25 protein-coding genes and 3 tRNA genes are annotated in these 26,901 nt (G+C 52.7%); 2 read left to right on the top strand and 26 right to left on the bottom strand.

Annotated features, from left to right (window positions below):
• Positions 1-150: 150 nt before the first annotated feature.
• The 12 genes from NFC81_RS05505 to NFC81_RS05450 all read right to left on the bottom strand — a co-directional run bounded on the left by NFC81_RS05505 (position 151) and on the right by NFC81_RS05450 (position 10,858).
• Positions 151-1,317: a sodium ion-translocating decarboxylase subunit beta gene (locus tag NFC81_RS05505; RefSeq protein ID WP_304996532.1), complete on the bottom strand. Its 1,167-nt coding sequence runs from the start codon at positions 1,315-1,317 to the stop codon at positions 151-153.
• Positions 1,318-1,326: 9 nt separating this feature from the next.
• Positions 1,327-3,132, bottom strand: a complete 1,806-nt coding sequence (gene oadA, locus NFC81_RS05500; RefSeq protein ID WP_304996531.1) for a sodium-extruding oxaloacetate decarboxylase subunit alpha — start codon at positions 3,130-3,132, stop codon at positions 1,327-1,329.
• A 31-nt stretch (positions 3,133-3,163) separates the two neighbouring features.
• Positions 3,164-3,388 carry an OadG family protein gene (locus tag NFC81_RS05495; RefSeq protein WP_304996530.1) on the bottom strand — a complete coding sequence of 75 codons (225 nt, stop codon included), beginning with the start codon at positions 3,386-3,388 and terminating at the stop codon, positions 3,164-3,166.
• 452 nt (positions 3,389-3,840) lie between these two features.
• A tRNA-Arg gene (locus tag NFC81_RS05490) sits at positions 3,841-3,917 on the bottom strand.
• Positions 3,918-3,966: 49 nt separating this feature from the next.
• Positions 3,967-4,043: transfer RNA gene (locus tag NFC81_RS05485), tRNA-Arg, on the bottom strand.
• Positions 4,044-4,105: 62 nt separating this feature from the next.
• Positions 4,106-4,195, bottom strand: a tRNA-Ser gene (locus NFC81_RS05480).
• Positions 4,196-4,296: 101 nt separating this feature from the next.
• Positions 4,297-4,488: a carbon storage regulator CsrA gene (csrA, locus tag NFC81_RS05475; protein ID WP_304996529.1), complete on the bottom strand. Its 192-nt coding sequence runs from the start codon at positions 4,486-4,488 to the stop codon at positions 4,297-4,299.
• A 163-nt stretch (positions 4,489-4,651) separates the two neighbouring features.
• Complete coding sequence (locus tag NFC81_RS05470; protein ID WP_304996528.1) at positions 4,652-5,884, bottom strand: aspartate kinase; 1,233 nt, start codon at positions 5,882-5,884, stop codon at positions 4,652-4,654.
• 71 nt (positions 5,885-5,955) lie between these two features.
• Positions 5,956-8,580 carry an alanine--tRNA ligase gene (gene alaS / locus NFC81_RS05465; protein WP_370529893.1) on the bottom strand — a complete coding sequence of 875 codons (2,625 nt, stop codon included), beginning with the start codon at positions 8,578-8,580 and terminating at the stop codon, positions 5,956-5,958.
• An 86-nt stretch (positions 8,581-8,666) separates the two neighbouring features.
• The gene (locus NFC81_RS05460) at positions 8,667-9,098 is read right to left on the bottom strand and encodes a regulatory protein RecX (protein WP_304996527.1); all 432 of its coding nucleotides are present in this window, start codon (positions 9,096-9,098) and stop codon (positions 8,667-8,669) included.
• Between the two features lie 3 nt (positions 9,099-9,101).
• Positions 9,102-10,211: a recombinase RecA gene (gene recA / locus NFC81_RS05455; RefSeq protein ID WP_304996526.1), complete on the bottom strand. Its 1,110-nt coding sequence runs from the start codon at positions 10,209-10,211 to the stop codon at positions 9,102-9,104.
• A gap of 146 nt (positions 10,212-10,357) precedes the next feature.
• Positions 10,358-10,858, bottom strand: coding sequence for a CinA family protein (locus NFC81_RS05450; protein ID WP_304996525.1), 501 nt, complete (start codon positions 10,856-10,858; stop codon positions 10,358-10,360).
• 49 nt (positions 10,859-10,907) lie between these two features.
• Here NFC81_RS05450 and mutS point away from each other — a divergent pair, with 49 nt between their 5' ends.
• Together mutS and fdxA are read left to right on the top strand one after the other, a co-directional pair.
• The gene (gene mutS, locus NFC81_RS05445; protein WP_304996524.1) at positions 10,908-13,484 is read left to right on the top strand and encodes a DNA mismatch repair protein MutS; all 2,577 of its coding nucleotides are present in this window, start codon (positions 10,908-10,910) and stop codon (positions 13,482-13,484) included.
• 138 nt (positions 13,485-13,622) lie between these two features.
• Entirely contained in the window at positions 13,623-13,946 is a 324-nt protein-coding gene (gene fdxA, locus NFC81_RS05440; protein WP_304996523.1) for a ferredoxin FdxA, read from the top strand.
• 120 nt (positions 13,947-14,066) lie between these two features.
• On the opposite strand, the gene NFC81_RS05435 is transcribed toward fdxA, so the two are convergent.
• From NFC81_RS05435 to accA, 14 genes are all read right to left on the bottom strand, one after another.
• Positions 14,067-14,201, bottom strand: a complete 135-nt coding sequence (locus tag NFC81_RS05435) for a hypothetical protein (protein ID WP_304996522.1) — start codon at positions 14,199-14,201, stop codon at positions 14,067-14,069.
• A 96-nt stretch (positions 14,202-14,297) separates the two neighbouring features.
• On the bottom strand, positions 14,298-15,305 hold the full coding sequence (gene rpoS / locus NFC81_RS05430; protein ID WP_304996521.1) for an RNA polymerase sigma factor RpoS: 1,008 nt from the start codon (positions 15,303-15,305) through the stop codon (positions 14,298-14,300).
• Between the two features lie 77 nt (positions 15,306-15,382).
• Entirely contained in the window at positions 15,383-16,216 is an 834-nt protein-coding gene (locus NFC81_RS15975) for a peptidoglycan DD-metalloendopeptidase family protein (protein ID WP_370529904.1), read from the bottom strand.
• A gap of 158 nt (positions 16,217-16,374) precedes the next feature.
• On the bottom strand, positions 16,375-17,268 hold the full coding sequence (locus NFC81_RS05420; RefSeq protein ID WP_304996519.1) for a DUF368 domain-containing protein: 894 nt from the start codon (positions 17,266-17,268) through the stop codon (positions 16,375-16,377).
• Positions 17,265-17,948 carry a protein-L-isoaspartate(D-aspartate) O-methyltransferase gene (locus NFC81_RS05415; protein ID WP_304996518.1) on the bottom strand — a complete coding sequence of 228 codons (684 nt, stop codon included), beginning with the start codon at positions 17,946-17,948 and terminating at the stop codon, positions 17,265-17,267. The genes NFC81_RS05420 and NFC81_RS05415 overlap by 4 nt, the downstream gene beginning before the upstream one ends.
• A gap of 17 nt (positions 17,949-17,965) precedes the next feature.
• Positions 17,966-19,018 (bottom strand): tRNA pseudouridine(13) synthase TruD, encoded by a 1,053-nt coding sequence (gene truD / locus NFC81_RS05410; protein ID WP_304996517.1) that lies wholly within the window; start codon positions 19,016-19,018, stop codon positions 17,966-17,968.
• On the bottom strand, positions 19,006-19,488 hold the full coding sequence (gene ispF, locus NFC81_RS05405; protein ID WP_370529903.1) for a 2-C-methyl-D-erythritol 2,4-cyclodiphosphate synthase: 483 nt from the start codon (positions 19,486-19,488) through the stop codon (positions 19,006-19,008). Before ispF ends, truD begins: the two co-directional genes overlap by 13 nt.
• A gap of 1 nt (position 19,489) precedes the next feature.
• Positions 19,490-20,191 carry a 2-C-methyl-D-erythritol 4-phosphate cytidylyltransferase gene (ispD, locus tag NFC81_RS05400; RefSeq protein ID WP_304996515.1) on the bottom strand — a complete coding sequence of 234 codons (702 nt, stop codon included), beginning with the start codon at positions 20,189-20,191 and terminating at the stop codon, positions 19,490-19,492.
• A gap of 15 nt (positions 20,192-20,206) precedes the next feature.
• The gene (locus NFC81_RS05395; protein WP_304996514.1) at positions 20,207-20,494 is read right to left on the bottom strand and encodes a septum formation initiator family protein; all 288 of its coding nucleotides are present in this window, start codon (positions 20,492-20,494) and stop codon (positions 20,207-20,209) included.
• Between the two features lie 202 nt (positions 20,495-20,696).
• Positions 20,697-21,989 carry a phosphopyruvate hydratase gene (gene eno / locus NFC81_RS05390; RefSeq protein WP_304996513.1) on the bottom strand — a complete coding sequence of 431 codons (1,293 nt, stop codon included), beginning with the start codon at positions 21,987-21,989 and terminating at the stop codon, positions 20,697-20,699.
• Positions 21,990-22,195: 206 nt separating this feature from the next.
• Positions 22,196-23,833: a CTP synthase gene (locus tag NFC81_RS05385; RefSeq protein WP_304996512.1), complete on the bottom strand. Its 1,638-nt coding sequence runs from the start codon at positions 23,831-23,833 to the stop codon at positions 22,196-22,198.
• A 142-nt stretch (positions 23,834-23,975) separates the two neighbouring features.
• Positions 23,976-25,319, bottom strand: coding sequence for a tRNA lysidine(34) synthetase TilS (tilS, locus tag NFC81_RS05380; protein ID WP_304996511.1), 1,344 nt, complete (start codon positions 25,317-25,319; stop codon positions 23,976-23,978).
• Positions 25,271-25,762: a GNAT family N-acetyltransferase gene (locus tag NFC81_RS05375; RefSeq protein ID WP_304996510.1), complete on the bottom strand. Its 492-nt coding sequence runs from the start codon at positions 25,760-25,762 to the stop codon at positions 25,271-25,273. The genes tilS and NFC81_RS05375 overlap by 49 nt, the downstream gene beginning before the upstream one ends.
• Before the next feature lie 164 nt (positions 25,763-25,926).
• On the bottom strand, positions 25,927-26,880 hold the full coding sequence (accA, locus tag NFC81_RS05370; protein WP_304996509.1) for an acetyl-CoA carboxylase carboxyl transferase subunit alpha: 954 nt from the start codon (positions 26,878-26,880) through the stop codon (positions 25,927-25,929).
• Positions 26,881-26,901 lie beyond the last annotated feature (21 nt).

Genomic DNA, 26,901 nt, shown 5'->3' with positions numbered 1-26,901 from the left:
TGTTAATTCAGGGAAGCATACCGTAATACAGGGACCTGCGGTAATACCATGCAAGGGGAATTACATTTCTTTGAAAGGAAGACAATGCAAGCCTGTACTTCGGCATAAAAAAAGCCGCCTGACGGCGGCTTTTATCAACCACACGGTCGATCAGCTCAGAAAGCTCAACATAACACCCGCAGCGACTGCAGAACCAATGACCCCGGCAACGTTCGGACCCATGGCATGCATCAACAGGAAGTTTTGATTATTTGCTTGCAGACCCACCTTATTGACCGCTCGAGCTGCCATTGGCACCGCCGACACACCCGCCGCACCAATCAAAGGATTCAGCTTGTTCGTTGAAACCGTATTCATCAACTTGGCCATCAGCACACCCGTGGCTGTACCCGCACAGAACGCGACAATACCAAGAATCATAATACCGGCAGTCTGCATGTTCAAAAACGACTCAGCATCCAGCTTTGAACCAACCCCGAGCCCCAGAAAGATGGTCACGATATTGATCAAGGCATTTTGCGCCGTATCACTCAAACGATCCACCACCCCGGACTCGCGCATCAAGTTGCCCAAGCAGAACATACCCAACAGAGGCGCGGCAGCAGGCAGAAACATCGCTACCAGAATCAGCAAGACCAGTGGGAAGGCAATCTTTTCAACCTTTCCGACTGGACGCAACTGAGTCATCACAATAACCCGCTCCTTCTTAGTGGTCAGCGCCCGCATAATTGGCGGCTGCAGAATAGGCACCAAGGCCATATATGCATAAGCTGCCACAGCAATAGCACCGAGTAGCTCCGGCGCCAGCTGACTGGAGACATAGATGGACGTCGGGCCGTCCGCCCCACCGATGATCCCTATGGCCGCCGCTTGCTCGAGAGAGTAAGACACCCAACCAGTCTCATTCAGCAAAAGCGCCCCAATAACGGTTCCGAAGATACCAAATTGGGCCGCCGCACCTAACAGTAAGGTTTTGGGGTTCGCCAACATGGGGCCGAAATCGGTCATGGCACCCACGCCTAAAAAGATCAATAGGGGGAAAATCCCGGTTTCAATACCGAGTTTGAAAATGTAATAGAGCAAACCCCCGTATGAAACCAGCTCTCCCATGTCGTCATAGATCGGCGGCGCACCCATCCCGGCTCCAGGGATATTGACCAATATTGCCCCAAAACCGATTGGCACCAGCAGCAGAGGCTCGAACCGCTTCGCGATCGCTAAATACAACAATATTAACCCGACGATGATCATCGCCGCTTGGCCAAACTCTAGATTCGCGAGTCCGGAGTCACCGACCAGTTTTAATAACTTCTCCATGATGACTCCCTATAGTTCCAGCAATACGTCGCCAACATTGACAGAATCACCCTCTTTGACCGCTATACGACTGACCGTACCAGCCTTGGCAGCTTTGACCTCAGTTTCCATCTTCATAGCTTCGAGAATGATTACGGTATCGCCTTCTTCAACGCTATCGCCGGCAGCGACCAGGATCTTAAAAATATTACCGGTCAGCGGAGCCGCGATGGGTTCACCGTCGCCAGCACTAGGACTGGTTCCAGAAGCACCCGCATCGGCGCCTTCAGCCACCGTCATATCGTAGGTGCGGCCGTTAACAGTCACCGCGACCTTACCGTCTGCCGCAACGCTAGCCACGTATTTCTTGCCTTCCAGCGTCACCGTGTAGCTGCCATCTCCGGCGCTCGCGGGCGCTGCCGCCTTACTACCTTTTTCTGCTGCGACGGGCACAGGCTCAAAGGCTTCGGGCTTGCCACGATTCTTCAAATACTTCAAACCGATCTGCGGGAATAGTGCATAGGTCAATACATCATCGACGACGTTTTCAGCCAGCTTGAAGCCTTCTTTCTTAGCAAGCTCCTTCACTTCGGCCGTCAACTTATCCATCTCATCTTCAATCAAGTCTGCAGGACGGCAGGTTACCGGCTCGGCACCGTCTAAAACCCGCTTCTGCAATTCGGCATCAAACTCTGCCGGAGCAGTACCGTATTCGCCTTTCAATATGGCCGCTGTCTCTTTAGAGATGCTCTTGTAGCGCTCACCGGTCAATACGTTCAGTACCGCTTGCGTGCCGACAATCTGTGATGTCGGCGTGACCAGAGGAATGTAGCCCAGGTCTTTACGTACCTTGGGTATTTCCGCCAATACTTCGTCGAACTTGTCACCCGCACCCTGCTCTTTTAACTGGCTTTCCATGTTGGTCAACATGCCGCCCGGTACCTGTGCCACCAAGATGCGCGAATCAACACCGCGCAGTGCCCCTTCAAACGCTGCGTATTTCTTGCGTACTTCGCGGAAATAAGCAGCAATTTCTTCCAGCAACTCAATATCAAAACCAGGATCTCGATCGGTGCCCTGCAAGGCAGCCACAATGGATTCCGTGGGTGAATGGCCATAGGTCATCGACATAGAGGAGATAGCGGTGTCCACGTGATCGATGCCAGCCTCTACGGCTTTCAAGATAGTCATGGAGGACAAGCCCGCTGTGGCGTGGCAGTGCAACTGGATCGGAATATCCAGAGCTTTTTTGAGCTGCGTGACCAAATCAAAGGCGTCGTACGGCGTCAGAATACCGGACATATCCTTGATGGCGAGCGACTGAGCGCCCATATCTTCAATTTGTTTAGCCAGTGTTACCCAACTTTCTTTGGTGTGCACCGGCGACGTCGTGTAGGAAATTGTGCCTTGCGCATGTTTACCCTGCTTTTTTACCGCATCCATTGCACGCTGGAGATTACGCGGATCATTCATGGCGTCGAACACTCGGAAAACGTCAACACCGTTCACCGCCGCTCGCTCAACAAACTTGTCCACTACATCGTCCGCATAATGACGGTAGCCGAGCAAGTTCTGGCCCCGCAACAGCATTTGCTGTGGTGTATTCGGCATCGCTTTCTTCAGTTCACGAATGCGATCCCATGGGTCTTCACCCAAGTAACGAATGCAGGAATCAAAGGTAGCACCGCCCCATGACTCAATGGACCAGAAGCCAACCTTGTCCAGCTTCTCAGCAATTGGCAACATGTCGTCGAGACGCAGACGCGTCGCAAACAGCGACTGATGTGCATCACGCAACACGACATCGGTAATTTTTACAGGATTCTTAGTACTCATGAGGCATTTTTCCTAACACTGAATCAGGTTCTTATCGGTCGTGTGCAGCTTTAGCAGCGGCTGCAACAGCGGCAATTTTTTCCATCTGACTACTCTGCGTTCTTCCGCCTCCGGCAGCCTGCGGCACAGGCTGTGACGTTTTCCGCAGAATTGCAGACATAAACCCAGTCGCTAGAGTCAGGATAATCAGGAAGGTGAACACCGTCCCCATTCCCAACACCATAAGCGCCAGGCCTTCTTGCATTAAGTCGGACATCAGGAAATATCCCTCTGGTCAAAAAGCGTCTTGCAACCCTTCATACATTGAGAGGTCAACCACCTTGCGCAGAGCGCGTGGTACATCAAACATATGAAACCGCGCCAACTTTACCCAAGGCAGAGGGATTTCGCAACACACTTATGAATTACGATCACAGAGAAACCGGAAAATTGATTATGGGGACACATTAACAGCATTTAGTGTATTTTCGACGACTTTAACCTATTTTTTAATGTATTTATCCGGCTCATCTAGCCGCAAAACAGACGACTTCATGAAAGAAAATTACGGATAAATCGTAAAAACGAGGAAATACTGAAAGTTTCTGATATTTGAATAGACAAAATCAGCGGACATAGACCAAAGTCTAGAAAAACAAAGACGAGCAGAACGGAATAGCTACCGAGACTAGGCCCACTAGGGCCGAAGGAAAGTAAAGCAAGAAGAAATGGCGCGCCCGGCACGATTCGAACGTGCGACCGCCTGGTTCGTAGCCAGGTACTCTATCCAGCTGAGCTACGGGCGCGTACAACGATGATAACCCTATCAGGGACCCTGTAATCCTAGGTAAGGAGTGGCGCGCCCGGCACGATTCGAACGTGCGACCGCCTGGTTCGTAGCCAGGTACTCTATCCAGCTGAGCTACGGGCGCATAACAGTTTTGCTAACATCAACAACTGCGAGCAGTATGTTTTTGCTTTTCCACCAATGTGATGGCGGAGAGAGAGGGATTCGAACCCTCGATGAGATTTCTCCCATACGCCCTTAGCAGGGGCGCGCCTTCAGCCACTCGGCCATCTCTCCGAATCACGCGGCGCATAATACCATGAAATAATTAAATTAAAAGGAAAAACTTTAATAAAATTAATGGATTAGCACATTGCGCCTTGAACGACACCAACGCCTTAGTCTTCGCCCACACTCGGATCATCCAGCTCACGCTGAATACGCAGATAGATCTCTTCACGGTGTACCGCAACATCCTTCGGTGCGTTGACGCCGATACGTACTTGATTTCCTTTGACGCCAAGCACGGTGACCGTCACTTCGTCGCCTATCATAAGTGTTTCGCCTACACGGCGCGTAAGTATTAACATCTTTTCCGGTCTCCTGTTATCGGATTCTGTCCCAGAACCCTTTTGTTATGAGCCACTACCTTTCGGTACTGTAGGATAACAACTGCAAAGCACCGTAAAAAACGGGCTAGCAGCTCAAACCAATAATGGTTCCACGATCGCGCAGCAACCAAGAATATCTGTTTTAGTTCGTTTCTTCTACTGCATCAAGCCCAAACGCTGTATGTAGTGCCCGAACAGCGAGTTCTAGATACTTTTCCTCAATAACCACCGAGATTTTAATCTCTGATGTGGAGATCAACTGTATATTGATGGACTCAGCGGCCAAAGCATCAAACATTTTGGAAGCGACGCCAGCGTGTGAGCGCATTCCAACACCTACAATAGACACCTTAGCAATTTTGTCGTCGCCGCGCACTTCGCGCGCACCAAGATCATCAGACACCTGCTGCAGAATATCTTTTACCCGCTTAAAGTCGCCGCGGTTGATGGTAAAGGTAAAGTCGGTATTACCTTCTTCCGAGATGTTCTGAACGATCATGTCCACTTCTATATTCGCGGCACTGACTGGCCCCAGAATGCGCGAGGCCACGCCAGGAATATCCGGCACCCCCATCACAGTGAGCTTGCTTTCATCACGATTAAACGCGATTCCAGAGATGACTGGCTGTTCCATCTTGCTATCTTCCTCGAATGTAATCAATGTACCCGGGCCGTCTTTGAACGTAGACAGCACGCGTAAAGGAACGTTGTATTTACCTGCGAATTCTACCGAACGAATTTGCAAAACCTTAGAACCCAGACTGGCCATTTCCAGCATTTCTTCAAAGGTAATTTTGTTCATACGTTGCGCCTTGGGCACGACCCGAGGGTCGGTGGTGTAAACACCATCGACATCGGTGTAAATTTGGCATTCGTCGGCCTTCAACGCCGCCGCCAATGCAACACCGGTAGTATCCGAGCCACCACGCCCCAGGGTAGTAATGTTGCCGTCAATGTCGACACCCTGAAAACCAGCCACCACAACCACGCGTCCGGCAGCTAGGTCTTTCTTCATCAGCTCGACATCAATGTCTTGTATACGCGCCTTGGTGTGCGCACTGTCGGTCTTAATACTCACCTGCCAGCCAGTGTAGGAACGCGCTGGGCAGCCGCGCTTATTCAACGCCATAGACAGCAACGCGATGGTCACCTGCTCACCCGTTGAAACCAACGCATCCATCTCGCGCGGTGTTGGCTCATCGGTAATTTGGTGCGCCAAGTCAATGAGTCTATTGGTCTCACCTGACATCGCAGACACAACCACGACGATATCATGTCCTTCAGCACGCGCTTTTTTGATCTTTTCCGCAACGCCTTCTATGCGCTCAACACTGCCAACGGACGTGCCACCAAACTTCTGCACATATAGCGCCATTACCCTGGTTTCCTGTATTTGTCTCCGGCGCCCGCCGGAGAAGTTTGACTCAACAGTTTTATTGTGTCGGCTTAACCGACCTGATCAACCACCCATTGACGCGCCACGGCAACCGCTTTATCGATTGCTGCGACGTCTTTTCCGCCCGCCATGGCCAGATCAGGCTTGCCACCGCCCTTACCGCCCACCGCTTCTGCAGCCACATTAACGAGATCGCCTGCGCGCCACTGGCCCAGTAGATCCTTTGTAACACCGGCCGCTAACTGTACCTTACCGTCGAGCTCAGCCACCAACAACACTAAGCCGGAGCCTAGCTTGTTTTTCAGCTGGTCAACCATATCGCGCATGGCTTTAGCATCGGCCACGGTCACCCGGCTCGCCACCAATGTCACGCTCCCCAGCGTTTCTGCAGAAGCCACCAGGTCCCCTCCAGCTTGTGCAGCAAGCTTGCCCTGCAGTCGTTCAACCTCTTTCTCCAGCTCACGACTGCGCTTCACCATACCGTTTAACCGCTCGAGTAGCTGCTCAGGCTTTGCCTTGATCAACTGACTGGCACCACTCAGCTGCTCACTCATTCGCTCAACGAGACGCAAGGCACAGGGGCCAACCACTGCCTCAATTCGTCGGACGCCGGCTGATATCCCTTGTTCCGAGACGATTTTCAATAATCCTATATCGCCCGTGCGGCGCACATGAGTACCACCACAGAGCTCTACTGAGAACTGATCAGTCCCCATGGTGAGTACGCGCACTTCGTCATCGTATTTTTCACCAAACAGCGCCATTGCGCCCTTTTCGCGCGCTTGCTCAATCGGCATCACTTCCGTTTGCACGGCTGTATTCGCCATAATTTGCTCATTCACCATCTGCTCAATGGCCTGCCACTGCTCGGCGGACACTGCTTCAAAATGAGAAAAGTCGAAACGCAGACGATCGGCGGTCACCAAGGAGCCTTTCTGCTGCACATGCTCGCCCAACACCGTGCGCAACGCCGCGTGCAGCAAATGCGTCGCACTGTGGTGCAACGCCGTGATATGCCGACGTTTACTATTTACAAAACTGCCAAGTTCGTCACCGACCTTCAACGCGCCAGTACTCAGCGAACCGATGTGCAAATGCGCCTTACCCTGTTTCTGACAGTCGGTCACTTCAAAAACTGCTTGGTCACCGCGCAGCTGTCCGGTATCGCCCACTTGACCACCCGACTCTGCATAGAAAGCGGTCTCATCTAAAACCACGACACCCTCTTCGCCAGCGTTGAGCTGATCAACGCGCTGTCCATCGCGGAGTATGTCGGTCACGCGGCCTGCCACGGACAACAACTCATAACCAGCGAACTGTGTCTCTGTATCCAAAGCCACCAGATTAGATAGATCCAAGCCAAACTTGCTCGCTTGACGCGCTTTATTTCGCTGCTCTTCCATGGCGGCTTCAAAACCTTCCATGTCGAGTTCGAGCTCACGCTCACGTGCGATGTCAGCGGTTAAGTCCACTGGAAAACCGAAGGTGTCGTACAGGGTAAATACCGTTGCACCAGGAATAACCCTGCCGGACAAGCCTGCGATCGCTTCTTCGAGTAAACGCATACCGTTGTCCAACGTCTTGGCAAACTGATCTTCTTCTTGCAGCAGAATGCGCTCCACCTGTGCTTGCGCCTTTGCCAACTCGGGATAGGCCTCTCCCATTTCACTCACCAAAGGCGACACCAGCTTGTGGAAGAAAGCCGACGTACAACCGAGCTTGTGACCGTGACGAACCGCACGACGAATGATACGGCGCAATACATAACCGCGCCCCTCGTTCGATGGCATCACACCGTCGACAATCAGGAACGCACAACTGCGGATATGATCGGCCAGCACGCGCAACGAAGCATTGTCATCGTTCGCACTGTTTGTGGCCTTGGCCGCAGCGGCAATCAAGTTCTGAAACAAGTCTATTTCGTAGTTAGCATGCACGCCTTGCAGTATGGCAGCCAAACGCTCCAGTCCCATGCCAGTATCCACGCTGGGCTTGGGCAATGGGTCCATGGTGCCGTCGGCCTGACGGTTGAACTGCATGAACACCACATTCCAGATTTCGATAAAACGATCACCATCTTCTTCCGGGCTACCCGGAGGACCACCCCAAATATGGTCACCGTGGTCATAGAATATTTCAGTACAGGGGCCACAAGGGCCGGTGTCGCCCATTTGCCAAAAGTTATCAGAGGCGTAGCGCGCACCCTTGTTGTCTCCAATGCGAATAATACGCTCAGCTGGCACACCGATGTCGTTCGCCCAAATACCAAAGGCTTCATCATCGTCGGCATAAATAGTGACTAACAAACGGTCTTTCGGCAGGCCTAACTCAACCGTCAAAAAACGCCACGCAAAAGCGATAGCGTCTTGCTTGAAATAGTCGCCAAAACTGAAGTTGCCCAGCATCTCGAAGAAGGTGTGATGCCGTGCGGTGTAACCCACGTTTTCAAGGTCGTTGTGTTTACCGCCTGCGCGCACGACACGCTGCGAAGAAGTAGCTCGCGTATACGCCCGCTTTTCCTGACCCAGAAACAAATCTTTGAACTGATTCATACCCGCATTGGTAAACAACAGAGTAGGGTCGTTCGCAGGTACTAGGCTGGAAGAAGGCACGATTTCATGCCCTTCGCGGGCAAAGAAATCCAGAAATCGTTGGCGTATTTCAGCGGTTTTCATCAACAGACACCGTAATGCAATAAAATTGTGCGCAATAGTACAATGGGTCTGGCTTTGATAGAAGGGGCTAGCGGGAGTATCTAGGATCAGGAAAGGATTTCGTCTACAAGTCCGTAGGCAAATCCCCGCTGTTGCAGAAATCTGGCCATACGTGCTTTTTCTTCAATATCCACGGGTACACTGTGGCCGAATTTTTTAAGCAGTGCTGCCATGCCTAACTCGAACCAATTGCAACCAGACAGACTGCGCTGAGCCAATGACTCATCAATACCGCGCTGTAACAACTCATGCGCAATCTTCACGCTGCCATGACCCTTATTAACGCGCATGCGCACATAGGCCTCAGCAAAGCGTTCGTCACTCTGCAGCCCATCCTCTTGCAGGCGCTCAATCACCGGCAAAAAGGCATCAGCGTCCTGTTCCGGAAACGCCTTATGCAGGCGCTCCATCAACTCACGGACGCTGTGTTCGCGGCGCGCCAGGGCATCCAGCGCGACATTACGAGGGGTGCGCTGCATAACTTATTCGAAATCTTCCGCGTCTGCCGAGGCTTTCTCTTCCTGCGCCAGCTTTGCTGCCTTAGCGGCAGCCGCTTTGCTCAAGGGCTTCGCTGCTTCGTCTGCCTCTGGAGCCGCCTCTTCAGGGTCCGCCATAAAGTGCTTACGAATTAAGCCTTCAATTTCCTCTGCCATTGCGGGGTTCTCTTCAAGGAACTTGGCTGCATTCGCTTTACCCTGGCCAATTTTATCGCCCTTATAGCTGTACCAAGCACCGGCCTTATCAACCAAGCCAATCTTCACGCCTAAGTCGATCACTTCACCCAACCGATAAATACCCTTGTTGTAGATAATCTGGAACTCAGCCTGCTTAAACGGTGGCGCGACCTTGTTCTTAACCACCTTCACCCGTGTTTCACTACCGATGACTTCCTCGCCTTCTTTCACCGTGCCGATACGGCGAATATCCAAGCGCACAGAGGAGTAGAATTTAAGGGCGTTACCACCGGTGGTGGTTTCCGGCGAACCAAACATCACACCAATCTTCATACGGATCTGGTTGATAAACACCACCAAGCAGTTGGCGTTCTTAATGTTACCAGTAATTTTACGCAGCGCCTGCGACATCAAGCGCGCCTGCAGACCAACATGGGTATCACCCATGTCACCTTCAATTTCTGCTTTAGGCGTCAAAGCCGCCACAGAGTCAATGATCACGACGTCGACGGCATTAGACCGTACCAACATGTCGGCAATCTCAAGTGCCTGCTCACCCGTATCAGGCTGCGACACCAGCAGGTCATCCACATTCACACCCAGTTTAGCAGCGTAAATAGGGTCCAATGCGTGCTCGGCATCGATAAAGGCACAGGTGCCGCCACTTTTTTGCGCTTCGGCGATGACCTGCAGGGTCAACGTGGTTTTACCCGACGATTCAGGGCCGTAGATTTCTACCACACGGCCTTTCGGCAGACCGCCAATCCCCAAAGCTATATCCAACCCCAAAGAGCCAGTGGAAATAGCAGGAATCTTGACTCGACCCGCATCACCGAGGCGCATCACAGAGCCTTTCCCGAACTGCCGTTCAATCTGTCCTAATGCTGCTTCAAGTGCTTTGCTACGATTCTCAGTCATTTTCCTGCTTCCTGTATTCGATCGGTATTGACCCGCTGACTGGGTAATGGAATCACACAGCCCAAATCAGCAAGTACTGTATATATAATCAGTATATTGCCACAATCATTGTGCAATGAAAAGCCTTACGAAAGATCAATTCGACATCACTGTAATTGCAGTGTTTTCAATAGATTGTGTAAGGCCACAGCAACAGAGTGACGCCGCACCGTATCGCGATCGCCGATGAAAATATGGCGTTCTGCCTGCATATTTCCGGCGCTACCCCAGGCAATCCATACGGTACCGACAGGTTTTCCCACACTGCCGCCCGTCGGTCCGGCAATACCGCTCACGGCAGCACCCCACTGTGCATCTAGTGCCTGCACGGCCCCTTCTGCCATCGCCAACACAACGGGCTCGCTCACAGCACCGTGCTCTTGCAGGAGCGCTGTACTGACGCCCGCCAAGTGCTCTTTAGCAGCGTTATTGTAAGTTACTAGGCTGCCATTGAACCAATCCGAGCAGCCCGCTACATCGGTACACACCTTGGCAATCCAACCGCCCGTACAAGACTCTGCGGTTGCCATCCTGCCGCCCACGCGCATCAATGCCTCCGCAACCTGTCCGGCCATTTCCTGTAAGTCGTGATCACTGGGGACTTTCATCGTCGCTTTCCTCTGTTACCATAGCGCCTTCATCAAATGCACACTTTAAATGGAATTCGCCTTGGCAGCCAACGAACACACGCCAATGATGCAACAATATTTAGGCATCAAAGCGCAGCACCCCCACGACCTACTTTTTTACCGCATGGGGGACTTCTACGAACTGTTTCATGATGATGCACGACAGGCCTCGCAGTTGCTGGATATCACGCTGACCGCACGCGGACAAAGCGGTGGCAAACCCATCCCCATGGCGGGCATACCCTATCATGCAGCCGAAGGCTACATTGCGAAATTGGTCAAATTGGGCCGCACTGTCGCCATTTGCGAACAGACCAGCGAGCCCGGTGCCAGTAAAGGGCCAGTTCAGCGCGAAGTAATGCGGGTGATCACTCCTGGCACCCTAACCGATGAGGCCTTCCTGGCCGAAGGACAAGACAACCAGCTCGTGGCCCTGTGGCACCGCCCGGGCAATGGCAACAAAGTGGGGGTCGCTTATCTCGACATCAGCACCAGCCGCTTCGGGGTGCTGGAGGTCGACTCTATTCCTGCAGCCATGGCTGAATTGCAGCGCCTCCGACCGGCCGAGCTACTGATCGACGAGGACGCCGACTGGGGGAATCTGCTCGACGGCTTTACCGGCATCCGTCAGCTGCCACCTTGGCACTTTGAAGCCCAAACCTGTCGTACACTGTTACTTGAACACTTTGGCGTGAAGAATCTGCAAGGCTTTGGTATTGATCAGATGACGGCGGCCATCAATTGTGCGGGTGCCTTGTTGGAATACGCTCGCACCACACAGCGTTCTGATTTGCGTCACCTGCAAAGTATTTCCGCCGACCTGCCGAACGATGCCATTCTGCTAGACGCTGCCTCGCGGCGCAATTTAGAGCTTGATGTCAATCTGCAAGGCGGCGAAGACTTCACCCTGAACTGGGTACTTAACCACACGCGCACCGCCATGGGAAAACGTTTGTTGCGGCGTTGGCTGAGCCGCCCCTTGCGCGATCAGTCGATTTTAAATGACCGCCTCGACTTCAACGATGCTCTACGCGAACAGTTACGTGCCGACGAGTTGGCCGATACCCTTGCCCCGGTAGGTGACCTCGAACGAATTTTAGGGCGTGTAGCATTGCGCTCGGCACGCCCTCGTGACCTGACCCGTCTGCGCGACAGCTTGCAGCAGATACCACAGGCTAAAGCGTTGCTGGCTGATCTCAATAATACGCTGGCTGATCGCCTGAACGACGCTTTGGTGGATTTTGGCGATCTGACTGACACCTTACTATCAGCGCTGGAAGAAAACCCGCCCGTGGTGCTCCGCGACGGCGGTGTGATTCGTGATGGCTACGACCAAGCTTTGGATGAATTGCGCCAACTGAGCCAGGGAGCGGGTGACCTTCTGACTCGAGTGGAGACGCGTGAACGAGAGCAAACAGGACTATCAACGCTCAAAGTAGGCTATAACCGCGTGCATGGTTTCTATATCGAAGTCAGTAAGGCGCAATCAGCGGGGGTGCCTGCACACTATATTCGCCGGCAAACACTCAAGAACGCCGAGCGCTATATCATCGACGAGCTAAAGGAATACGAAGACCGCGTCCTCAGCAGTAAAAGCCGGTCACTAGCCCGCGAGAAACAACTGTACGAGGAACTGCTCGACCTGCTGTTAGAGAGGCTGCACGACCTACAGGCTGCGGCACGGGCGATTGCTGAAGCCGACGTACTGTGCTGTTTCTGCCAACAAGCAGACCAACTGAACTGGTCGCGCCCGATCCTGACTGACCAAGCGGAACTGCACATCGAATCTGGGCGTCATCCTGTCGTTCAGGCGCTGTCTGATCAGCCCTTTGTGCCCAATGACTTGCTACTGAACCACGACCACCACATGTGGATTGTAACGGGTCCCAATATGGGTGGTAAATCGACCTTTATGCGCCAGAATGCATTGATTGCCATTCTGGCTCACATTGGCTCCTTCGTACCTGCCAACAAAGCCATCGTGGGTGATCTCGATCGAATTTTCACACGCATGGGCAGCAGCGACGATATCGCCGGCGGACGCTCTACGTTTATGGTGGAAATGACGGAAACAGCCAACATCCTGAACAATGCGACCGAGCGCAGCTTGGTATTGATGGATGAAGTAGGCCGCGGCACATCGACCTTTGACGGTCTATCCATTGCATGGTCAGCGGCAGAACACATTGCAGGCAAGAATAAATCACTGTGTTTGTTCGCAACCCATTACTTTGAACTGACCACCATGACCGAACAACTGACTGGGGTAGGCAATTTGCACTTGAGCGCGGCCGAGCATGACGATCACATCATTTTTATGCATCAGGTACTGGCAGGCCCTGCTAGCCAGAGCTATGGTATACAGGTAGCCAAGCTGGCTGGCGTACCGCGCGATGTACTGAACAACGCCCTGCAGAAGTTGCGAGATTTGGAAGATAATTCGGTCAACCCAAAGGCTGGGCGAAGGGTGTCTGAGCCGACACAGCACGATTTGTTTTTTCAACCTGAGCATCCGATCTTAGTTGCCTTGCAAAATCTCGTACCGGATGACATGACACCACGACAGGCGCTGGAATGGTTGTATGAATGGAAGAACAAAGCCTGATTAAGATTACTGGCACTAACAAATAACTAATTGTTCTTAAAAAACTGGTTATTAGAGTGGTTCTGACCTTGTGAGCGAGCGCCTAGGTCAATAGAATACGCAACCTAATTGAGAGGCATCAACACGGGAGTCGCCGACATGGCATTTGTAGTTCTGGACAATTGTATTAAATGCAAATACACCGATTGTGTTGAAGTATGCCCCGTGGATTGTTTCTACGAAGGCCCTAATTTCTTGGTGATTCACCCGGATGAATGCATTGATTGTGCTCTGTGTGAGCCGGAGTGCCCCGCTGAAGCCATTTTGTCTGAAGATGAAGTGCCGGAAGACCAGCAGCAGTTCATCGAGTTGAACGCTGAGTTAGCCGAAGTGTGGCCCAATATTACTGAAAAGAAAGACCCGCTGGCTGACGCTGAAGAGTGGAATGGCGTGCCAGGGAAATTTGCCCAGCTGGAGCGCTAAGCGAACGCTTAAGAGCACCTTTGCTCGGTTTGGTGCTGTTAAAACCCCTTTCCAGCAGACCTTTAAAATACAAAAAAGCCCGTTTTGAAACGGGCTTTTTTTATTCCAACGCCGAATGACTTAATCTCGTCGTGGTTTGTCTTCGTCAATTTTAATGCGAATGGGTTCCGGACGGTCTTCATTAATGAACGACCAATCGATTCGACTAGCCATTAGAGCCACCAACCCAACGCCTACAAGCAGGGCTACTATCATATTGCTCTCCTAGTTCATTAAACTCTCACTACGAGCTTAGGCACTGCGCAGTCCGGTGCCAAGGTAAAACACAGCAAGTTTACATTCGATCGCCGACTATTCGTGGAATATGGCGTTCGCAGATAAGCCGTGTTTTTCCATAATGTCGCGTAGGCGACGCAAGGCTTCGACCTGAATCTGCCGTACTCGCTCTCTCGTCAAACCAATCTCACGGCCGACTTCTTCCAATGTATTGGTCTCATGGCCCCGCAAACCAAAGCGTCGCACAACCACTTCGCGCTGCTTCTCGGACAACTCACCCAGCCAGCCATCAATGCTGCTTTTGAGGTCGTCTTCTTGCAAAGTATCTTCAGGATCAAGGCCCACATTGTCGTCAGCAATGGTCTCTAATAAGGTTTTGTCTGAATTAGCGGCAATCGGCGTATCTATTGAAGAAACGCGCTCATTCAGCCCCAGCATGCGCTTAACATCATCGACGGGTTTATCAAGCAACCGGGCAATGTCTTCTGCTGTTGGTTCATGGTCAAGGGTCTGCGCTAACTCACGCGCGGCACGCAGATAGACGTTGAGCTCTTTCACCACGTGAATAGGTAGTCTAATGGTGCGGGTATTGTTCATGATCGCGCGTTCGATCGTTTGACGGATCCACCATGTAGCATAGGTGGAAAAACGGAAACCTCGTTCCGGATCAAATTTCTCAACGGCGCGAATCAGTCCCAGGTTGCCCTCTTCGATCAGGTCCAGCAGAGGCAAACCGCGATTAATGTATCGGCGAGCGATTTTAACGACCAAACGCAGATTACTTTCAATCATACGCTTACGGCCACTTTCCACACCACTTTGCGCCAAGCGCGAAAAATGCACTTCTTCTTCAGCGGTTAGGAGCGGCGAGAAACCAATTTCATTCAGATAGAGTTGCGTAGCATCCAGCGTCTTTTGATACGACGGGGTGCTGTCAACTTCCTCTTCTTTTGCATCGTCTCTGTCTTCGTCAACAATGCCTTCTAGTTCCAGCACCGCATCTTCTGTATCGACGCTCTCTGAATCCAAGAAAACAGCACTTGTTGCTATTCTGCTCACATTGACAATTTCAGTCGCTGCCATGATGTCACCCCCAGTCCGTAAACTACCGCCAGACAAAGCCTGTCAGTCCTTAGTTATACTTCCCAGAAGTCCCGATTCTATCGTCTGGGAAGGTAGCTGAGCGGATCTACGGGTCGACCGTCCTGTCGAATTTCAAAGTGCAAAAGAGGCTCGTCACCCCTGGCACCAACCTCTGCGATAACGTCACCTTGCTTCACTTGTTGCTGCTCGCTGACTTTTATCACACTGGCAAATGCATAAGCACTTAAAACTCGTCCGGCATGCTCGAGAATGATCAGGTTGCCATAACCTCTTAAACCATCTCCTGCATAAACAACTCGTCCATCCGCTGCTGCAACTACAGATTCCCCCATAGGGGCACTGATATCAATACCCTTTGATCCAGACGGAGCAGACGAAAACGTTCGAACTATATTCCCCTCTACCGGCCAACGCCAATTTGTCACTGGCATACTGGCGGACGGCGGCGGCGCACTAGGAGAGGCAGAACTTTGACGGGGTGGTGCAGTAGTCGCTGGTGGAGCGCTGCTACTGGGTGGCGCCGACGCTGTTGTCGGTACACTGCTTTCTGTCAGTCGAATAACCTGCCCAGGCACAATGGTATAGGGCGGCGGAATATCGTTAGCGGCCGCTACTCGGCGGAAATCCAGGTTATACCGAAAGGAGATGGAATAGAGTGTATCACCCGCTTGCACACGATAAGTAGAGGGTCGACTTTCTTGCGCGATCGCACTTTGATTGGGCGTTGCTGCCGGGCGCTGTGTTTGACTTGGTGGTGTCGATCGACTCGGCTGAGAAGCACTGCTCGTCTGCGTCGCTGGCCGCGATGGGATATCCTCTAGGGCAATAAATGCGGCATTATTGACACACCCGTAGGCACTTAACAAAAAAACGAGTGTAAGCGTCCGCATTAGCATCCAGCCATAGGCATTAATGCTACTTTTTTTTGACACCTTGTGATCATCCGGCCAGAAATTAGTCATTCACAAATGTTATTTTTTGTAATTGAAGTTGTTAAGAAAAGTAGCATATAGAACCAAAAAGTCTAAAAAATACTGTCTCACGCTGTTTACACACCTTGATCACTGTTTCGTAACATCCATCTGATACCAGCATAGACCAAAACACCAACAGCCACAGCCATGGTACCTGTAATCAATGAGGCTGTACTGTCTGGCAAACGCAAAGACAACTGAATTAGGTCCTCTCCTCCTTGCCATGGCCACAGCCTAGGCATGGCACCCAGCACAACACCACACAAGGCTGCCATGGTCAACATGCGATGCTGCGTCATAAACCAGCGCAAGAGGCGAGAAAACAAAAGTATGCCCGTCGCACAGCCACTGCCGATTATCAATATCACACCAATATCAAACTGCCGAATCGCTTCCACGGCGGGCAGATATAACCCCAGTAACAGCAATATCAAGCTGCCCGAGATACCTGGCAAGATCATGGCGCTGATCGCCACCATGCCGCCTAAAAAATACCAAATAGGGATGGGTTCAAGCGCCGCGCCAGAGGCGAATGCTGTGGTTAACGCCAGCAGCGTCCCCGCCAGCATTGCGACGACAGTCTTCCTACCCCAGACGACGTCCGCCAACAAGGCATGTAACGCGGCGGCGAGCAGGCCGAGAAAAAAGCCCCACAGCGCCACCGGGACATTTACCAACAGCCAACTGACCACATGACTCATGACCACCAAAGCCATAAGGATGCCACCGAGCAAACACAGCAAGAAGTTCGCATCAACATGGCGCCAAGCCGCCGCTATATCACGGCGCCACAGCAAGCCAAGCGCGGTTAAATCAAGTCTCGACAGCGCTGTAATCAAGCGGTCATAAATACCGGTGATCAAAGCCATGGTGCCGCCAGAAACGCCAGGCACCATGTCGGCAACTCCCATCAGGAAGCCGCGCGCTACCCAACCAACCCACTTTGAACCTTTAGGTATCGATTTCATAACGGTACCTGTGTGTTCACTAAGGGCACAAAAAACGCTTCCTCTACGTCTTCAGACTGAATGTCATCACCATAGCGCCGATAACGCATAAGGCGCTGTTGTTGTTGATCCCCCACCGGAATGACCAGTACACCGCCTTCCGGGCTGAGCTGATCCAACAAGGCGCTTGGTACGGCATCGGGTGCCGCCGTACACACAATGGCATCATAAGGGCCTTTTTCCGCCCAGCCCCAGTGACCATCGGCGACGCGAAAGCGCACATTAGACAGGCTCAACAGGCGACAACGAGAACGCGCCCGGTCTTGCAGTTCGGCAATGCGTTCAACTGACCAGACCTGCTTGGCCAGGTGCGCCAGCACAGAGGTCTGATAACCCGAACCACTGCCAATTTCTAGTACAGACTCCAACGCTGAACACTCTTTTACCAGGCTCGTCATACGTGCCACCGTGTAACTATTGGACAGCGTTTGTCCGTACCCTATCGGCAAGGTAGTGTCGTCATAAGCACGGTGCGACAAGGCTTCATCCACAAAGATGTGGCGTGGCACAGCGGCCATCACCATCAAGACCGCCTCGTCGGAGATACCACGAGACACCAGCCGATCAATCATACGCTGACGGGCACGCGCCGACGTCATACCGATACCAGCCAGCTGAAGTGCGTTGGGGGCTGTGCTCATAACCAAATTTTTCCCACTTAATCTTCATCGAGGCTGGTCTGTGCCGCCAGACGAGCCTCATCCTTTATTGCGAACAATTCGTTCAACACCGTCGTGGCGAAGGCACCCGGAGGCAATTCAAACGTCAATTGTAGGCCCTGCTCATTCAGCTCGTGCGCTAAACCACGCACGGGCAATATCGTCGCCCGGCGCGCCGCGAGAACACGACGCTCTTCTAATTGGTCTAACCACACCCGATGACTCGCAAGACTGGTAAGTTCGCTTGGCTGTGCCGCTAATCTTGGATCCTCAACCAGACCGGGCAGCCATGCGCTGGGAGACAATTCACCGGTCGCCAGCAAGCCTTCTAGTCGCTCATCCAGACGCTCGGCTATGAAGCCAGCGTTCGAGCCCCGCCAACACAACCAACTTGGCAGATCGACAACACGCCAGGTGTTTGCAAGGACACGCTCCGCCAGCTGCATATTGAATAGGTAGCTGCGCACTGCTGACAACTGCATGCCCCGAGTAAAGCGATCTTCACTCCAGGTTATGCGCTCAGGCTGAGGGTCAAACGAATAACCAAAACGTTGTTGGCCATAGTAATTCGGCACACCGGAGGCCGCTATTGCGGCCAGCCTTGGCTCTAAAATTGCTGTAGACAGATCTACATCACGCAACAGTAAATCGAACCGGTTCCCATCATGCAATCCGCGGCGAATTTTTTTGGCCTGCCAGCGCCACGTCAGAACCTGGTATTCGGCATGCTCTGGCAGCACGGGATCGCCACGTTTCTGGCCTCCGGGCAGCCAGACACTGAACCACTGACGAGTGATCGCATGACGATCCTTGAGTCCGGCATACGCAACATCGCGCCGCCTTACTTTGAAATGGTCAGCCAGTGCGGTGGCCACCCACTGCGTATTGGCGCCGGCTTTTTCAACCCAGAGCCAAAGATGCTCGCCTTCATTTTGCTCCGTCGGAGACAACATCTCCGTGACTTGGAAGTCGGCAGGTTCCCGACGGATAACAGCACCACACAGTACCTCACCACTGGCCGTCGGTAGGTCAGCAACACTCAGTGACGACATAGCAACACCACCGCGTAGGTAGCGATCCCCTCGCGCCGCCCGACGAAGCCCAGTTTCTCCGTAGTGGTGGCTTTCACATTCACTTGATCTATGGTGACGCCGAGTAAACCAGCAATTCGCTCACGCATCGCTGCCTTATAGGGTGAGAGCTTCGGTGCCTGAGCCACAATGGTCAGGTCCAGATTAGCCAAACCAAACCCAGCCTGTTCAGCAAATTTCCAAACCGTACGTAACAGCTCTGCACTATCGGCTCCAGACCACGCCGCATCAGTATCGGGAAAATGCTCTCCGATATCGCCGCGCCCTAAGGCACCCAAAACGGCATCAGCAAGGGCATGCAACACGACATCGCCATCGGAGTGTGCCAGCAAACGATGGGTGACGGGTATCGCCACGCCACCCAGCTTTTGCTCACCACCGGTTTCATCATCGGAAAAGCGGTGTACGTCATAGCCATGTCCAATACGCATATCAGGCTTCATTGCTCAGTATCCACTCCAACAAAGGCATGTCTTCCGGTTCAGTCAACTTCATGTTGCGCCAATGCCCCGGAACCAAGCGACAAGCGTACCCCGCTAAGGTCATCGCCGACGCCTCATCCGTGATGGTAGCGCTAGATGCCATCGCCTGCTGCAAAGCGCTGCGCAATAAGCCAGCTTTAAAGCATTGCGGAGTCTGCGCCAGCCAAATTTCTTCGCGCGGCAAGGTAGTACTAATGGTCATATCCCGTGCCGCTTGCTTGACTGTGTCACGTACCGGCTGCGCCAGGATGCCGCCTTCGCCACTACCGGCGCACACGGCCATCAGTTGTTCGACATCCGCTTGGCGCACGCCGGGTCGGGCAGCATCATGAACCAGTACCCACACTTCGGTGCCCACCAGCGCAATGATTTTTTCCACACCGGACAACACAGTATCGGCCCGAGTTGCCCCACCAACCGCCCGATGACAGGCTATAGTCTGCGGCATAATAATCTCGGCACGCTGGTCATCCGGTGCAGTCACCAACACCAAGCCAGCAATACCGTTCGCACTCGCCAAGCGATCGACCGTATGCTGCAAAACCGTTTTTCCGGCCACCTCTAAGTACTGTTTGGGGATATCGGACTGCATACGCTGGCCCGACCCCGCCGCTGGTATCAACACCCAGAATTGCGGTTGCTCTTCAATCATATTAAGCCTTTGTCCCTACTGCTGTTCATCGACAAAAAGATAGAGCGTTTCACCAGGCGCAATCAAACCCAAGCGCTCTCTCGCTTGCTCAATCAATGCATCTTGTTCCGTTTGGTCTTTCATGGCGCGTACTTGAGCGCGCAACTGATCATTGACCTGCTGTTGTACGTTATTCTGTGCCTCAAGCTGAGAGATACGGCTTTGCAGCGAGCGAATTTCAGCCACACTGTTATCACCGAACCACAGGCGGCCTTGTAGATAAACCAGCAGTATGACCAGGCTCACAAGCACCAGGTTTTTCATTAATTAACCTTGAAGAATACCTATTACATAATTCTGGCGACTGCTCCTCGGCAATCGCTCCTCGGCAATCGCTCCTGCATTGCTCTACCTCCGGCGTCCATGCCGTCGTGCGTTGCCAGCAGACCGACCGTCCATGGTCATAAAAAAGGGGCCTCAAAGGCCCCTTTTTTATGCATGCTCTACAGCATCGACAATGCGCAGGTTACGCCTGACCTTTGATTTCCTTGCGGCCATTGTACACGGCTTTTTCACCGAGTTGTTCTTCAATACGCAGTAAGCGATTGTATTTTGATACACGGTCAGAGCGGCACAAAGAACCTGTCTTGATCTGACCCGCTGCAGTACCCACCGCTAAGTCGGCGATAGTAGTGTCTTCAGTCTCACCAGAACGGTGCGAGATGACCACAGTGTAACCCGCATCTTTGGCCATTTTGATGGCTTCCAGCGTTTCTGTCAGCGAACCAATTTGGTTGAACTTAATCAGGATAGAGTTGGCAATCCCTTTATCAATACCCTCTTTTAAGATTTTGGTATTGGTTACGAACAGATCGTCACCGACCAACTGTACGCGATCACCCAGCAATTCAGTCTGCACTTTCCAGCCGTCCCAATCGCTTTCATCCAAGCCATCTTCGATCGAAACGATAGGGTACTTGTCACACATGGACTTCAGAAATTCAGAGAAGCCGCGCGAGTCATAAACCTTTCCTTCACCGGCCAAATCGTACTTGCCGTTTTTGTAGAACTCAGAGGCTGCACAGTCCAGTGCCAGAGTTACGTTCTCACCCAGCTTATAACCAGCGGATTCAATGGCTTTGCCGATGATCGCCAGTGCCGCTTCGTTAGACTCTAAGTCAGGCGCAAAACCACCCTCATCACCAACCGCAGTGCTCAAGTTCAGCGCCGACAACTCTTTTTTCAGTGAGTGGAAAATTTCCGCACCACAACGCAGAGCTTCTTTAAAAGAAGAGAAACCAACGGGCTGTACCATGAACTCTTGGATGTCGACGTTGTTATCGGCGTGCTCGCCACCGTTGATGATGTTCATCATAGGTACTGGCATGCTGTATTTGCCCGGCGTGCCGTTAACTTCAGCAATGTATTCATACAATTCGATGCCACGTTCAGCAGCAACAGCTTTCGCGGTCGCCAGAGAAACAGCCAAGATAGCATTAGCGCCCAACTTGGATTTGTTTTCTGTGCCGTCCAGGTCAATCATGATCTTATCAATGGCGCGCTGATCAGCGTCTTGACCAACCAGAGCAGTGCGGATAGCGGTGTTGATGTTTTCAACCGCTTTGTTCACGCCCTTGCCCAAGTAACGTGATTTGTCACCGTCGCGCAGCTCAAGCGCTTCGCGCGAGCCTGTTGATGCGCCCGATGGTGCGCAGGCTGTGCCAAAGGCACCGGATTTCAAGTAAACATCAGCTTCTACGGTAGGATTGCCACGTGAGTCGAGAACTTCCCGTGCTTTGATATCTGCGATAATCGCCATTCGATACTCTCCAGGTTGCTGGCGGCATGCCGAAGCGGCACTGCCTATTATTCTATTGCTGTAATTTTCTTACAAAAAGACAGCAAAGTATAGAGGCTGCTATAACATATTGTTGTTTAATTACAAAAGTGATGACTACGACGACAGCAGAACACCCTGAAGATCGACGGACTGAGTGATACCTCCTCACCCAGTCCGACCATCACTTACAACTGCTTGTTATCAAGGGCGTACTGGGTGGCCGCCGCAATGAAACCGCTGAACAAACCATGCCCATCACGTGGCGAGCTGGTGAACTCGGGATGGAACTGGCAGGCCACAAACCATGGGTGGTCTGGCACTTCAACCACTTCTACCAGATTGCCATCCACACTGCGCCCTGCAATGCGCAAACCGTATTTCTCCAGCTGGGGCACATAGTGATCGTTCACTTCATAACGATGACGATGGCGCTCCACAATATCGGTACTGCCGTAGGCTTCCGCCGACAGACTGTCAGCGGTCAGTTTGCATTCCTGCCCACCCAAACGCATGGTGCCGCCCAGATCAGACTCTTCCGTACGCTCGACCTTGCGTCCATCAGACTCTATCCATTCCGTGATCAAGCCGACCACTGGATGACGACTCTGACGATCAAACTCGGTGGAATGGGCGCCTTCCAGACCAGCAACATGACGTGCAAACTCTATAACCGCCACCTGCATACCCAAGCAGATGCCCAGATAAGGGATCTTATTCTCGCGAGCGTAGCGCACGGTTTCAATCTTGCCTTCAACCCCACGGTAACCAAACCCACCGGGCACCAAAATGGCCGAGACGTCTTCTAACAGGCCGACGCCCTGCTCTTCAATCTTTTCGGAATCGATGTAGCGGATTTTCACCTTGGTCTTACTGCGAATGCCGGCGTGATCAATGGCTTCGATGAGCGATTTGTAGGCATCCAGCAACTCCATGTACTTACCGACCATGGCAATGGTGATTTCTTTTTCGGGGTTTAATTTACGCTCAGCCACATCGTCCCACTCACTGAGATCCGCTGCAGAGCATTCCAAACCAAATTTCTCCACCACAATGTCATCCAAACCACAGTCAGACAGCATGCGCGGAATACGGTAAATGGTATTGGCATCGGGCAGAGGGATAACGGCACGCTCTTCCACGTTAGTGAACAACGCAATCTTCTTCAGAGCACTGCGGTCAATTTCAACTTCCGAGCGGCAGATCAGTATGTCGGGCTGCAAACCGATGGTACGTAGTTCTTTTACGGAGTGCTGAGTTGGCTTGGTTTTGATCTCACCGGCCGTAGCGATATAGGGCACTAAGGTCAGGTGCATCGACAAGGCACGGCGGCTACCCAGCTCCACTTTCAGCTGACGGATGGCTTCAAGGAAAGGCAAAGACTCGATATCACCCACTGTACCGCCAACTTCCACCAGCGCCACATCGGCATTACCTGCCCCAGCGATGACACGCCGTTTAATTTCGTCGGTGATGTGCGGTATGACCTGCACCGTGCCGCCTAAATAGTCGCCGCGACGCTCTTTCTTCAGCACGTGTTGATACACGCGACCGGTGGTGAAGTTATTGTTCTGGGTCATTTTGGCGCGGATAAAGCGCTCATAGTGCCCCAAATCCAAGTCCGTCTCGGCACCGTCGTGCGTCACAAAGACCTCGCCATGCTGAAATGGGCTCATGGTACCTGGATCGACGTTGATGTAGGGGTCCAGCTTGAGCATGGTGACGTTGAGGCCGCGCGCTTCCAGAATAGCAGCAAGCGAAGCAGAAGCGATGCCCTTCCCGAGAGAAGAAACAACACCGCCGGTGACGAAAATGTAGCGAGTCATAGGTAGCCCATCTTGGTGTAAAAACAAAAAACCCCACCAGCGACCGCATCAGACTGTGCTCATGGATCAGGCAAGGAAGGGTTAAATGATTTGTGGTTTTTTGGAGCAGAAGTGGCTCAAAACGGCGCCGACCAATCCACTCTCAAGATGGAACGATACGGTAACACAAGATCCCCGCCGGCTCAATCGGCGCAGACAGAAATTCATCGGCATACCAACCCGAACGCGCCTCCGTACACCCTACGGCAGCCAAACGCTCGCCGACATAAAACAACGGCAATTGGTCACGCCGCCACGGCGGAACTCGCCATTCTTGCATTAGCCGCTTCAAGTCACGACTGCCTGAGCGCCCTGCTGGCTTAAAGCGCTCACCGCCTAATCTGAAACGGATGCTGAGGTCACCGCGCGATGCTATTTCTGCACTGAGTGGCAAGCCCAGCACGTTGGGCTCAGGCGGTATCAGCGCCACCTCACCAACACCAGGGTGGCGCAACACGCTACCTAACGACAAGGGCAATGGTGCCTCCGGCATCAGGGCAGCATCCGTCACACGGTAGAGCTTTTGTTGGTAACGCCGCACAGACGTCGCACCCAATTGCACCTGCGGTTGTGCGTCCGCAGCCGCACCAACAACTTCACGCCAAACTGTCAGCAACTGTTGTTGGCTGGGTTTGAGATCCAACAGCCACGCGCGCAACAATGATAACTGATCAGCCTCTGACCAGGACGCCAGCGACGCGATATTCAAGGCGCCATCATCCAGGCATTCCGTTAACGCACGTCGCCAGTATTGATGCTCTCTCTGCGCAGTCTGCGCTAAATTTTGACGCGCGCGCTCTACCGTAGTTCGATAGTGTGGCCAGCGCTGTTCCAGCAATGGCAGCACCCGCTGCCGCAAGAAGTTGCGATCGGCGTCAATCTGGTCATTACTAGGGTCTTCGATCCAAGTAAGCTTAAGTTCCTGTGCTGCAGCAATGACCCGCGCCCTCGGCTCCGCCAACCACGGCCGCCAAAGCTGACCCACGCCCAATGCGCGCCACTCGGGCATGCCGGACAGCCCGTCAACACCTGTACCTCGCAGAAGTCGGTAGAACAGGGTTTCTATTTGATCATCGGCGTGATGAGCCAATAACAGCAGATCACCTTCCGCCAAACAGGCGCAAAAGGCCTCATAGCGTGCATCGCGGGCCGCGCCTTCCGGGCCCCCCTTGGCACTAACGGCAACGTCTTTCACGACAATGGGCACCGCTAAGTGCTCAGCCAGTTGACGGCAATGCTGAGCCCATTCATCAGCAGGCGACTGCAGATGATGATTAACATGTACAAGATGGGTTTTTTGCGGCCAGCGTCGCGCCGCCAACACAGCCAGCACTGAGGAATCAACACCGCCACTCAAGCCGACCCAGATACGAGGCGCGCGCTCCGCCGCCAAATGATCTAGGCGGGCATATAATGCTGCTGAGTCAGATCCCAGAGGTAACGGCATTTAAAACGGTCTCCACGCCAATACAGTTCACTGGCAAAGGGCACTTTGACTTTGTTCACGTAGGTAGCACCAATGAGCTCACAGGTTCGACGCGATGCTAGGTTATCCGGGTTACAGGTAATCCAGAGTTCGGTCATACCATGCGTATGGGCGACCTCTTGAAGTAATAAACAAGCGCGGACGGCAAAGCGATGGCCGCGGTACGCAGTATCAATATGATACCCCATTTGGCCGCCGTATTGCTGCAAGTATTCGGTAGGTTCTAAACGCAGATCTATTTCGCCGATGAGTTGATCGGACGCAATATGAACAATTGAGAATAAATAGGCGGGCACGCGATCCATGGCCGCCTTACCCTGTAGGTAGCACTTGTGCCGCAGGGCAAGTACACCATCGCTGAGATGAAGGAATTCATGGAATGGAGGGCGCTGCGCCAACGTCATTAAACCACCCTCCCCCTTCTGTTTACCTTACGATTAGGCGCACTCAGAAACGTTACAAGCGACTATCTGGCGCAACATAATTTGCGTCAACGGTGCCGCCTGCTGATTGCAGGCGGTCATTTCGAAGCAAATTTCAACACTACCCAGCCCGCACCCAGTCGTTTCTAAGTAAAATTCCCATAAGACATCAGGCGCCGATAACGCTGGTCTAAAATCTGCGGCATCGGCTGTTGCTCTAACGTGCTCAGCGTGTTGAGTAAGCTGTTTTTGATCTTCGCTGCCGTCAGATCCAGATCCCGGTGAGCGCCACCCAAAGGCTCTTGTATCACCGTATCCACCAAGCCCAACGCGTGCAACTTATCGGCCGTAATGCCCATGGCTTCCGCCGCGTCAGCAGCCCGATCAGATGTTTTGAACAAGATCGATGCACAGCCTTCTGGAGAAATGACCGAATAGGTAGAGTACTGCAGCATATTGAGATGATCGCCCACGCCGATCGCCAAAGCACCACCAGAACCACCTTCACCGATGACGGTACAGATGATTGGCACTTCTAGGCTCGACATACGCTGCAGGTTATAGGCAATGGCTTCGCTCTGCCCGCGTTCTTCTGCACCTATCCCGGGATAAGCGCCGGCGGTATCGATAAAGGTCATTACCGGCAACTTGAAACGCTCGGCAAACTCCATCAAACGCAATGCTTTACGATAGCCTTCTGGGCGCGGCGAACCGAAGTTACGTTTCACTTTTTCCTGCACGCTGCGGCCTTTTTGCTGGCCGATCACCATCACTGGGCGACCATCCAAGCGCGCCGTACCACCAATGATTGCACCGTCATCACCGTAGTGACGATCGCCGTGCATCTCATCAAATTCGGTGAAGATACGCGCAAAGTATTCCAAAGAATTGGGACGCAACGGATGGCGTGCCAACTTGGATACCTGCCAAGCGGAAAGGTTCGTAAAAATATTTTCCGTCAGTTTCACTGCCTGCTTTCGCAGCTTATCAACTTCTTCGGTAATGTTCAGGTCATGATCATTACCAACCAGTCGCAGTTCTTCTATTTTGGCTTCCAGCTCCGCAATGGGCTGTTCGAAATCAAGATAGTTGGGATTCATGGATTGCGCGTCCCCACTCTC

The organism is Salinispirillum sp. LH 10-3-1, assembly GCF_030643825.1.
Taxonomy (GTDB): Bacteria; Pseudomonadota; Gammaproteobacteria; order Pseudomonadales; family Natronospirillaceae; genus Salinispirillum.
The sequence above is the reverse complement of the archived record's forward strand: the minus strand, read 5'-3'. Positions and strand labels throughout refer to the sequence as shown.

Bases quoted from the DNA above. Each gene is read 5' to 3' on its own strand.
- mutS (WP_304996524.1), top strand. From the start codon at position 10,908: ATGGAATTCGCCTTGGCAGCCAACGAACACACGCCAATGATGCAACAA.
- NFC81_RS05385 (WP_304996512.1), bottom strand. From the start codon at position 23,833: ATGACTCGCTACATTTTCGTCACCGGCGGTGTTGTTTCTTCTCTCGGG.
- rpoS (WP_304996521.1), bottom strand. From the start codon at position 15,305: ATGGCAGCGACTGAAATTGTCAATGTGAGCAGAATAGCAACAAGTGCT.
- truD (WP_304996517.1), bottom strand. From the start codon at position 19,018: ATGTCGTCACTGAGTGTTGCTGACCTACCGACGGCCAGTGGTGAGGTA.
- ispF (WP_370529903.1), bottom strand. From the start codon at position 19,488: ATGCGTATTGGACATGGCTATGACGTACACCGCTTTTCCGATGATGAA.
- eno (WP_304996513.1), bottom strand. From the start codon at position 21,989: ATGGCGATTATCGCAGATATCAAAGCACGGGAAGTTCTCGACTCACGT.
- NFC81_RS05415 (WP_304996518.1), bottom strand. From the start codon at position 17,948: ATGAGCACAGCCCCCAACGCACTTCAGCTGGCTGGTATCGGTATGACG.
- accA (WP_304996509.1), bottom strand. From the start codon at position 26,880: ATGAATCCCAACTATCTTGATTTCGAACAGCCCATTGCGGAGCTGGAA.
- NFC81_RS15975 (WP_370529904.1), bottom strand. From the start codon at position 16,216: ATGCGGACGCTTACACTCGTTTTTTTGTTAAGTGCCTACGGGTGTGTC.
- NFC81_RS05395 (WP_304996514.1), bottom strand. From the start codon at position 20,494: ATGAAAAACCTGGTGCTTGTGAGCCTGGTCATACTGCTGGTTTATCTA.
- NFC81_RS05470 (WP_304996528.1), bottom strand. From the start codon at position 5,884: ATGGCGCTATATGTGCAGAAGTTTGGTGGCACGTCCGTTGGCAGTGTT.
- fdxA (WP_304996523.1), top strand. From the start codon at position 13,623: ATGGCATTTGTAGTTCTGGACAATTGTATTAAATGCAAATACACCGAT.
- oadA (WP_304996531.1), bottom strand. From the start codon at position 3,132: ATGAGTACTAAGAATCCTGTAAAAATTACCGATGTCGTGTTGCGTGAT.
- recA (WP_304996526.1), bottom strand. From the start codon at position 10,211: ATGACTGAGAATCGTAGCAAAGCACTTGAAGCAGCATTAGGACAGATT.
- alaS (WP_370529893.1), bottom strand. From the start codon at position 8,580: ATGAAAACCGCTGAAATACGCCAACGATTTCTGGATTTCTTTGCCCGC.
- csrA (WP_304996529.1), bottom strand. From the start codon at position 4,488: ATGTTAATACTTACGCGCCGTGTAGGCGAAACACTTATGATAGGCGAC.
- NFC81_RS05460 (WP_304996527.1), bottom strand. From the start codon at position 9,098: ATGCAGCGCACCCCTCGTAATGTCGCGCTGGATGCCCTGGCGCGCCGC.
- NFC81_RS05505 (WP_304996532.1), bottom strand. From the start codon at position 1,317: ATGGAGAAGTTATTAAAACTGGTCGGTGACTCCGGACTCGCGAATCTA.
- NFC81_RS05435 (WP_304996522.1), bottom strand. From the start codon at position 14,201: ATGATAGTAGCCCTGCTTGTAGGCGTTGGGTTGGTGGCTCTAATGGCT.
- tilS (WP_304996511.1), bottom strand. From the start codon at position 25,319: ATGCCGTTACCTCTGGGATCTGACTCAGCAGCATTATATGCCCGCCTA.
- NFC81_RS05495 (WP_304996530.1), bottom strand. From the start codon at position 3,388: ATGTCCGACTTAATGCAAGAAGGCCTGGCGCTTATGGTGTTGGGAATG.
- NFC81_RS05420 (WP_304996519.1), bottom strand. From the start codon at position 17,268: ATGAAATCGATACCTAAAGGTTCAAAGTGGGTTGGTTGGGTAGCGCGC.
- NFC81_RS05375 (WP_304996510.1), bottom strand. From the start codon at position 25,762: ATGACGTTGGCGCAGCGCCCTCCATTCCATGAATTCCTTCATCTCAGC.
- NFC81_RS05450 (WP_304996525.1), bottom strand. From the start codon at position 10,858: ATGAAAGTCCCCAGTGATCACGACTTACAGGAAATGGCCGGACAGGTT.
- ispD (WP_304996515.1), bottom strand. From the start codon at position 20,191: ATGATTGAAGAGCAACCGCAATTCTGGGTGTTGATACCAGCGGCGGGG.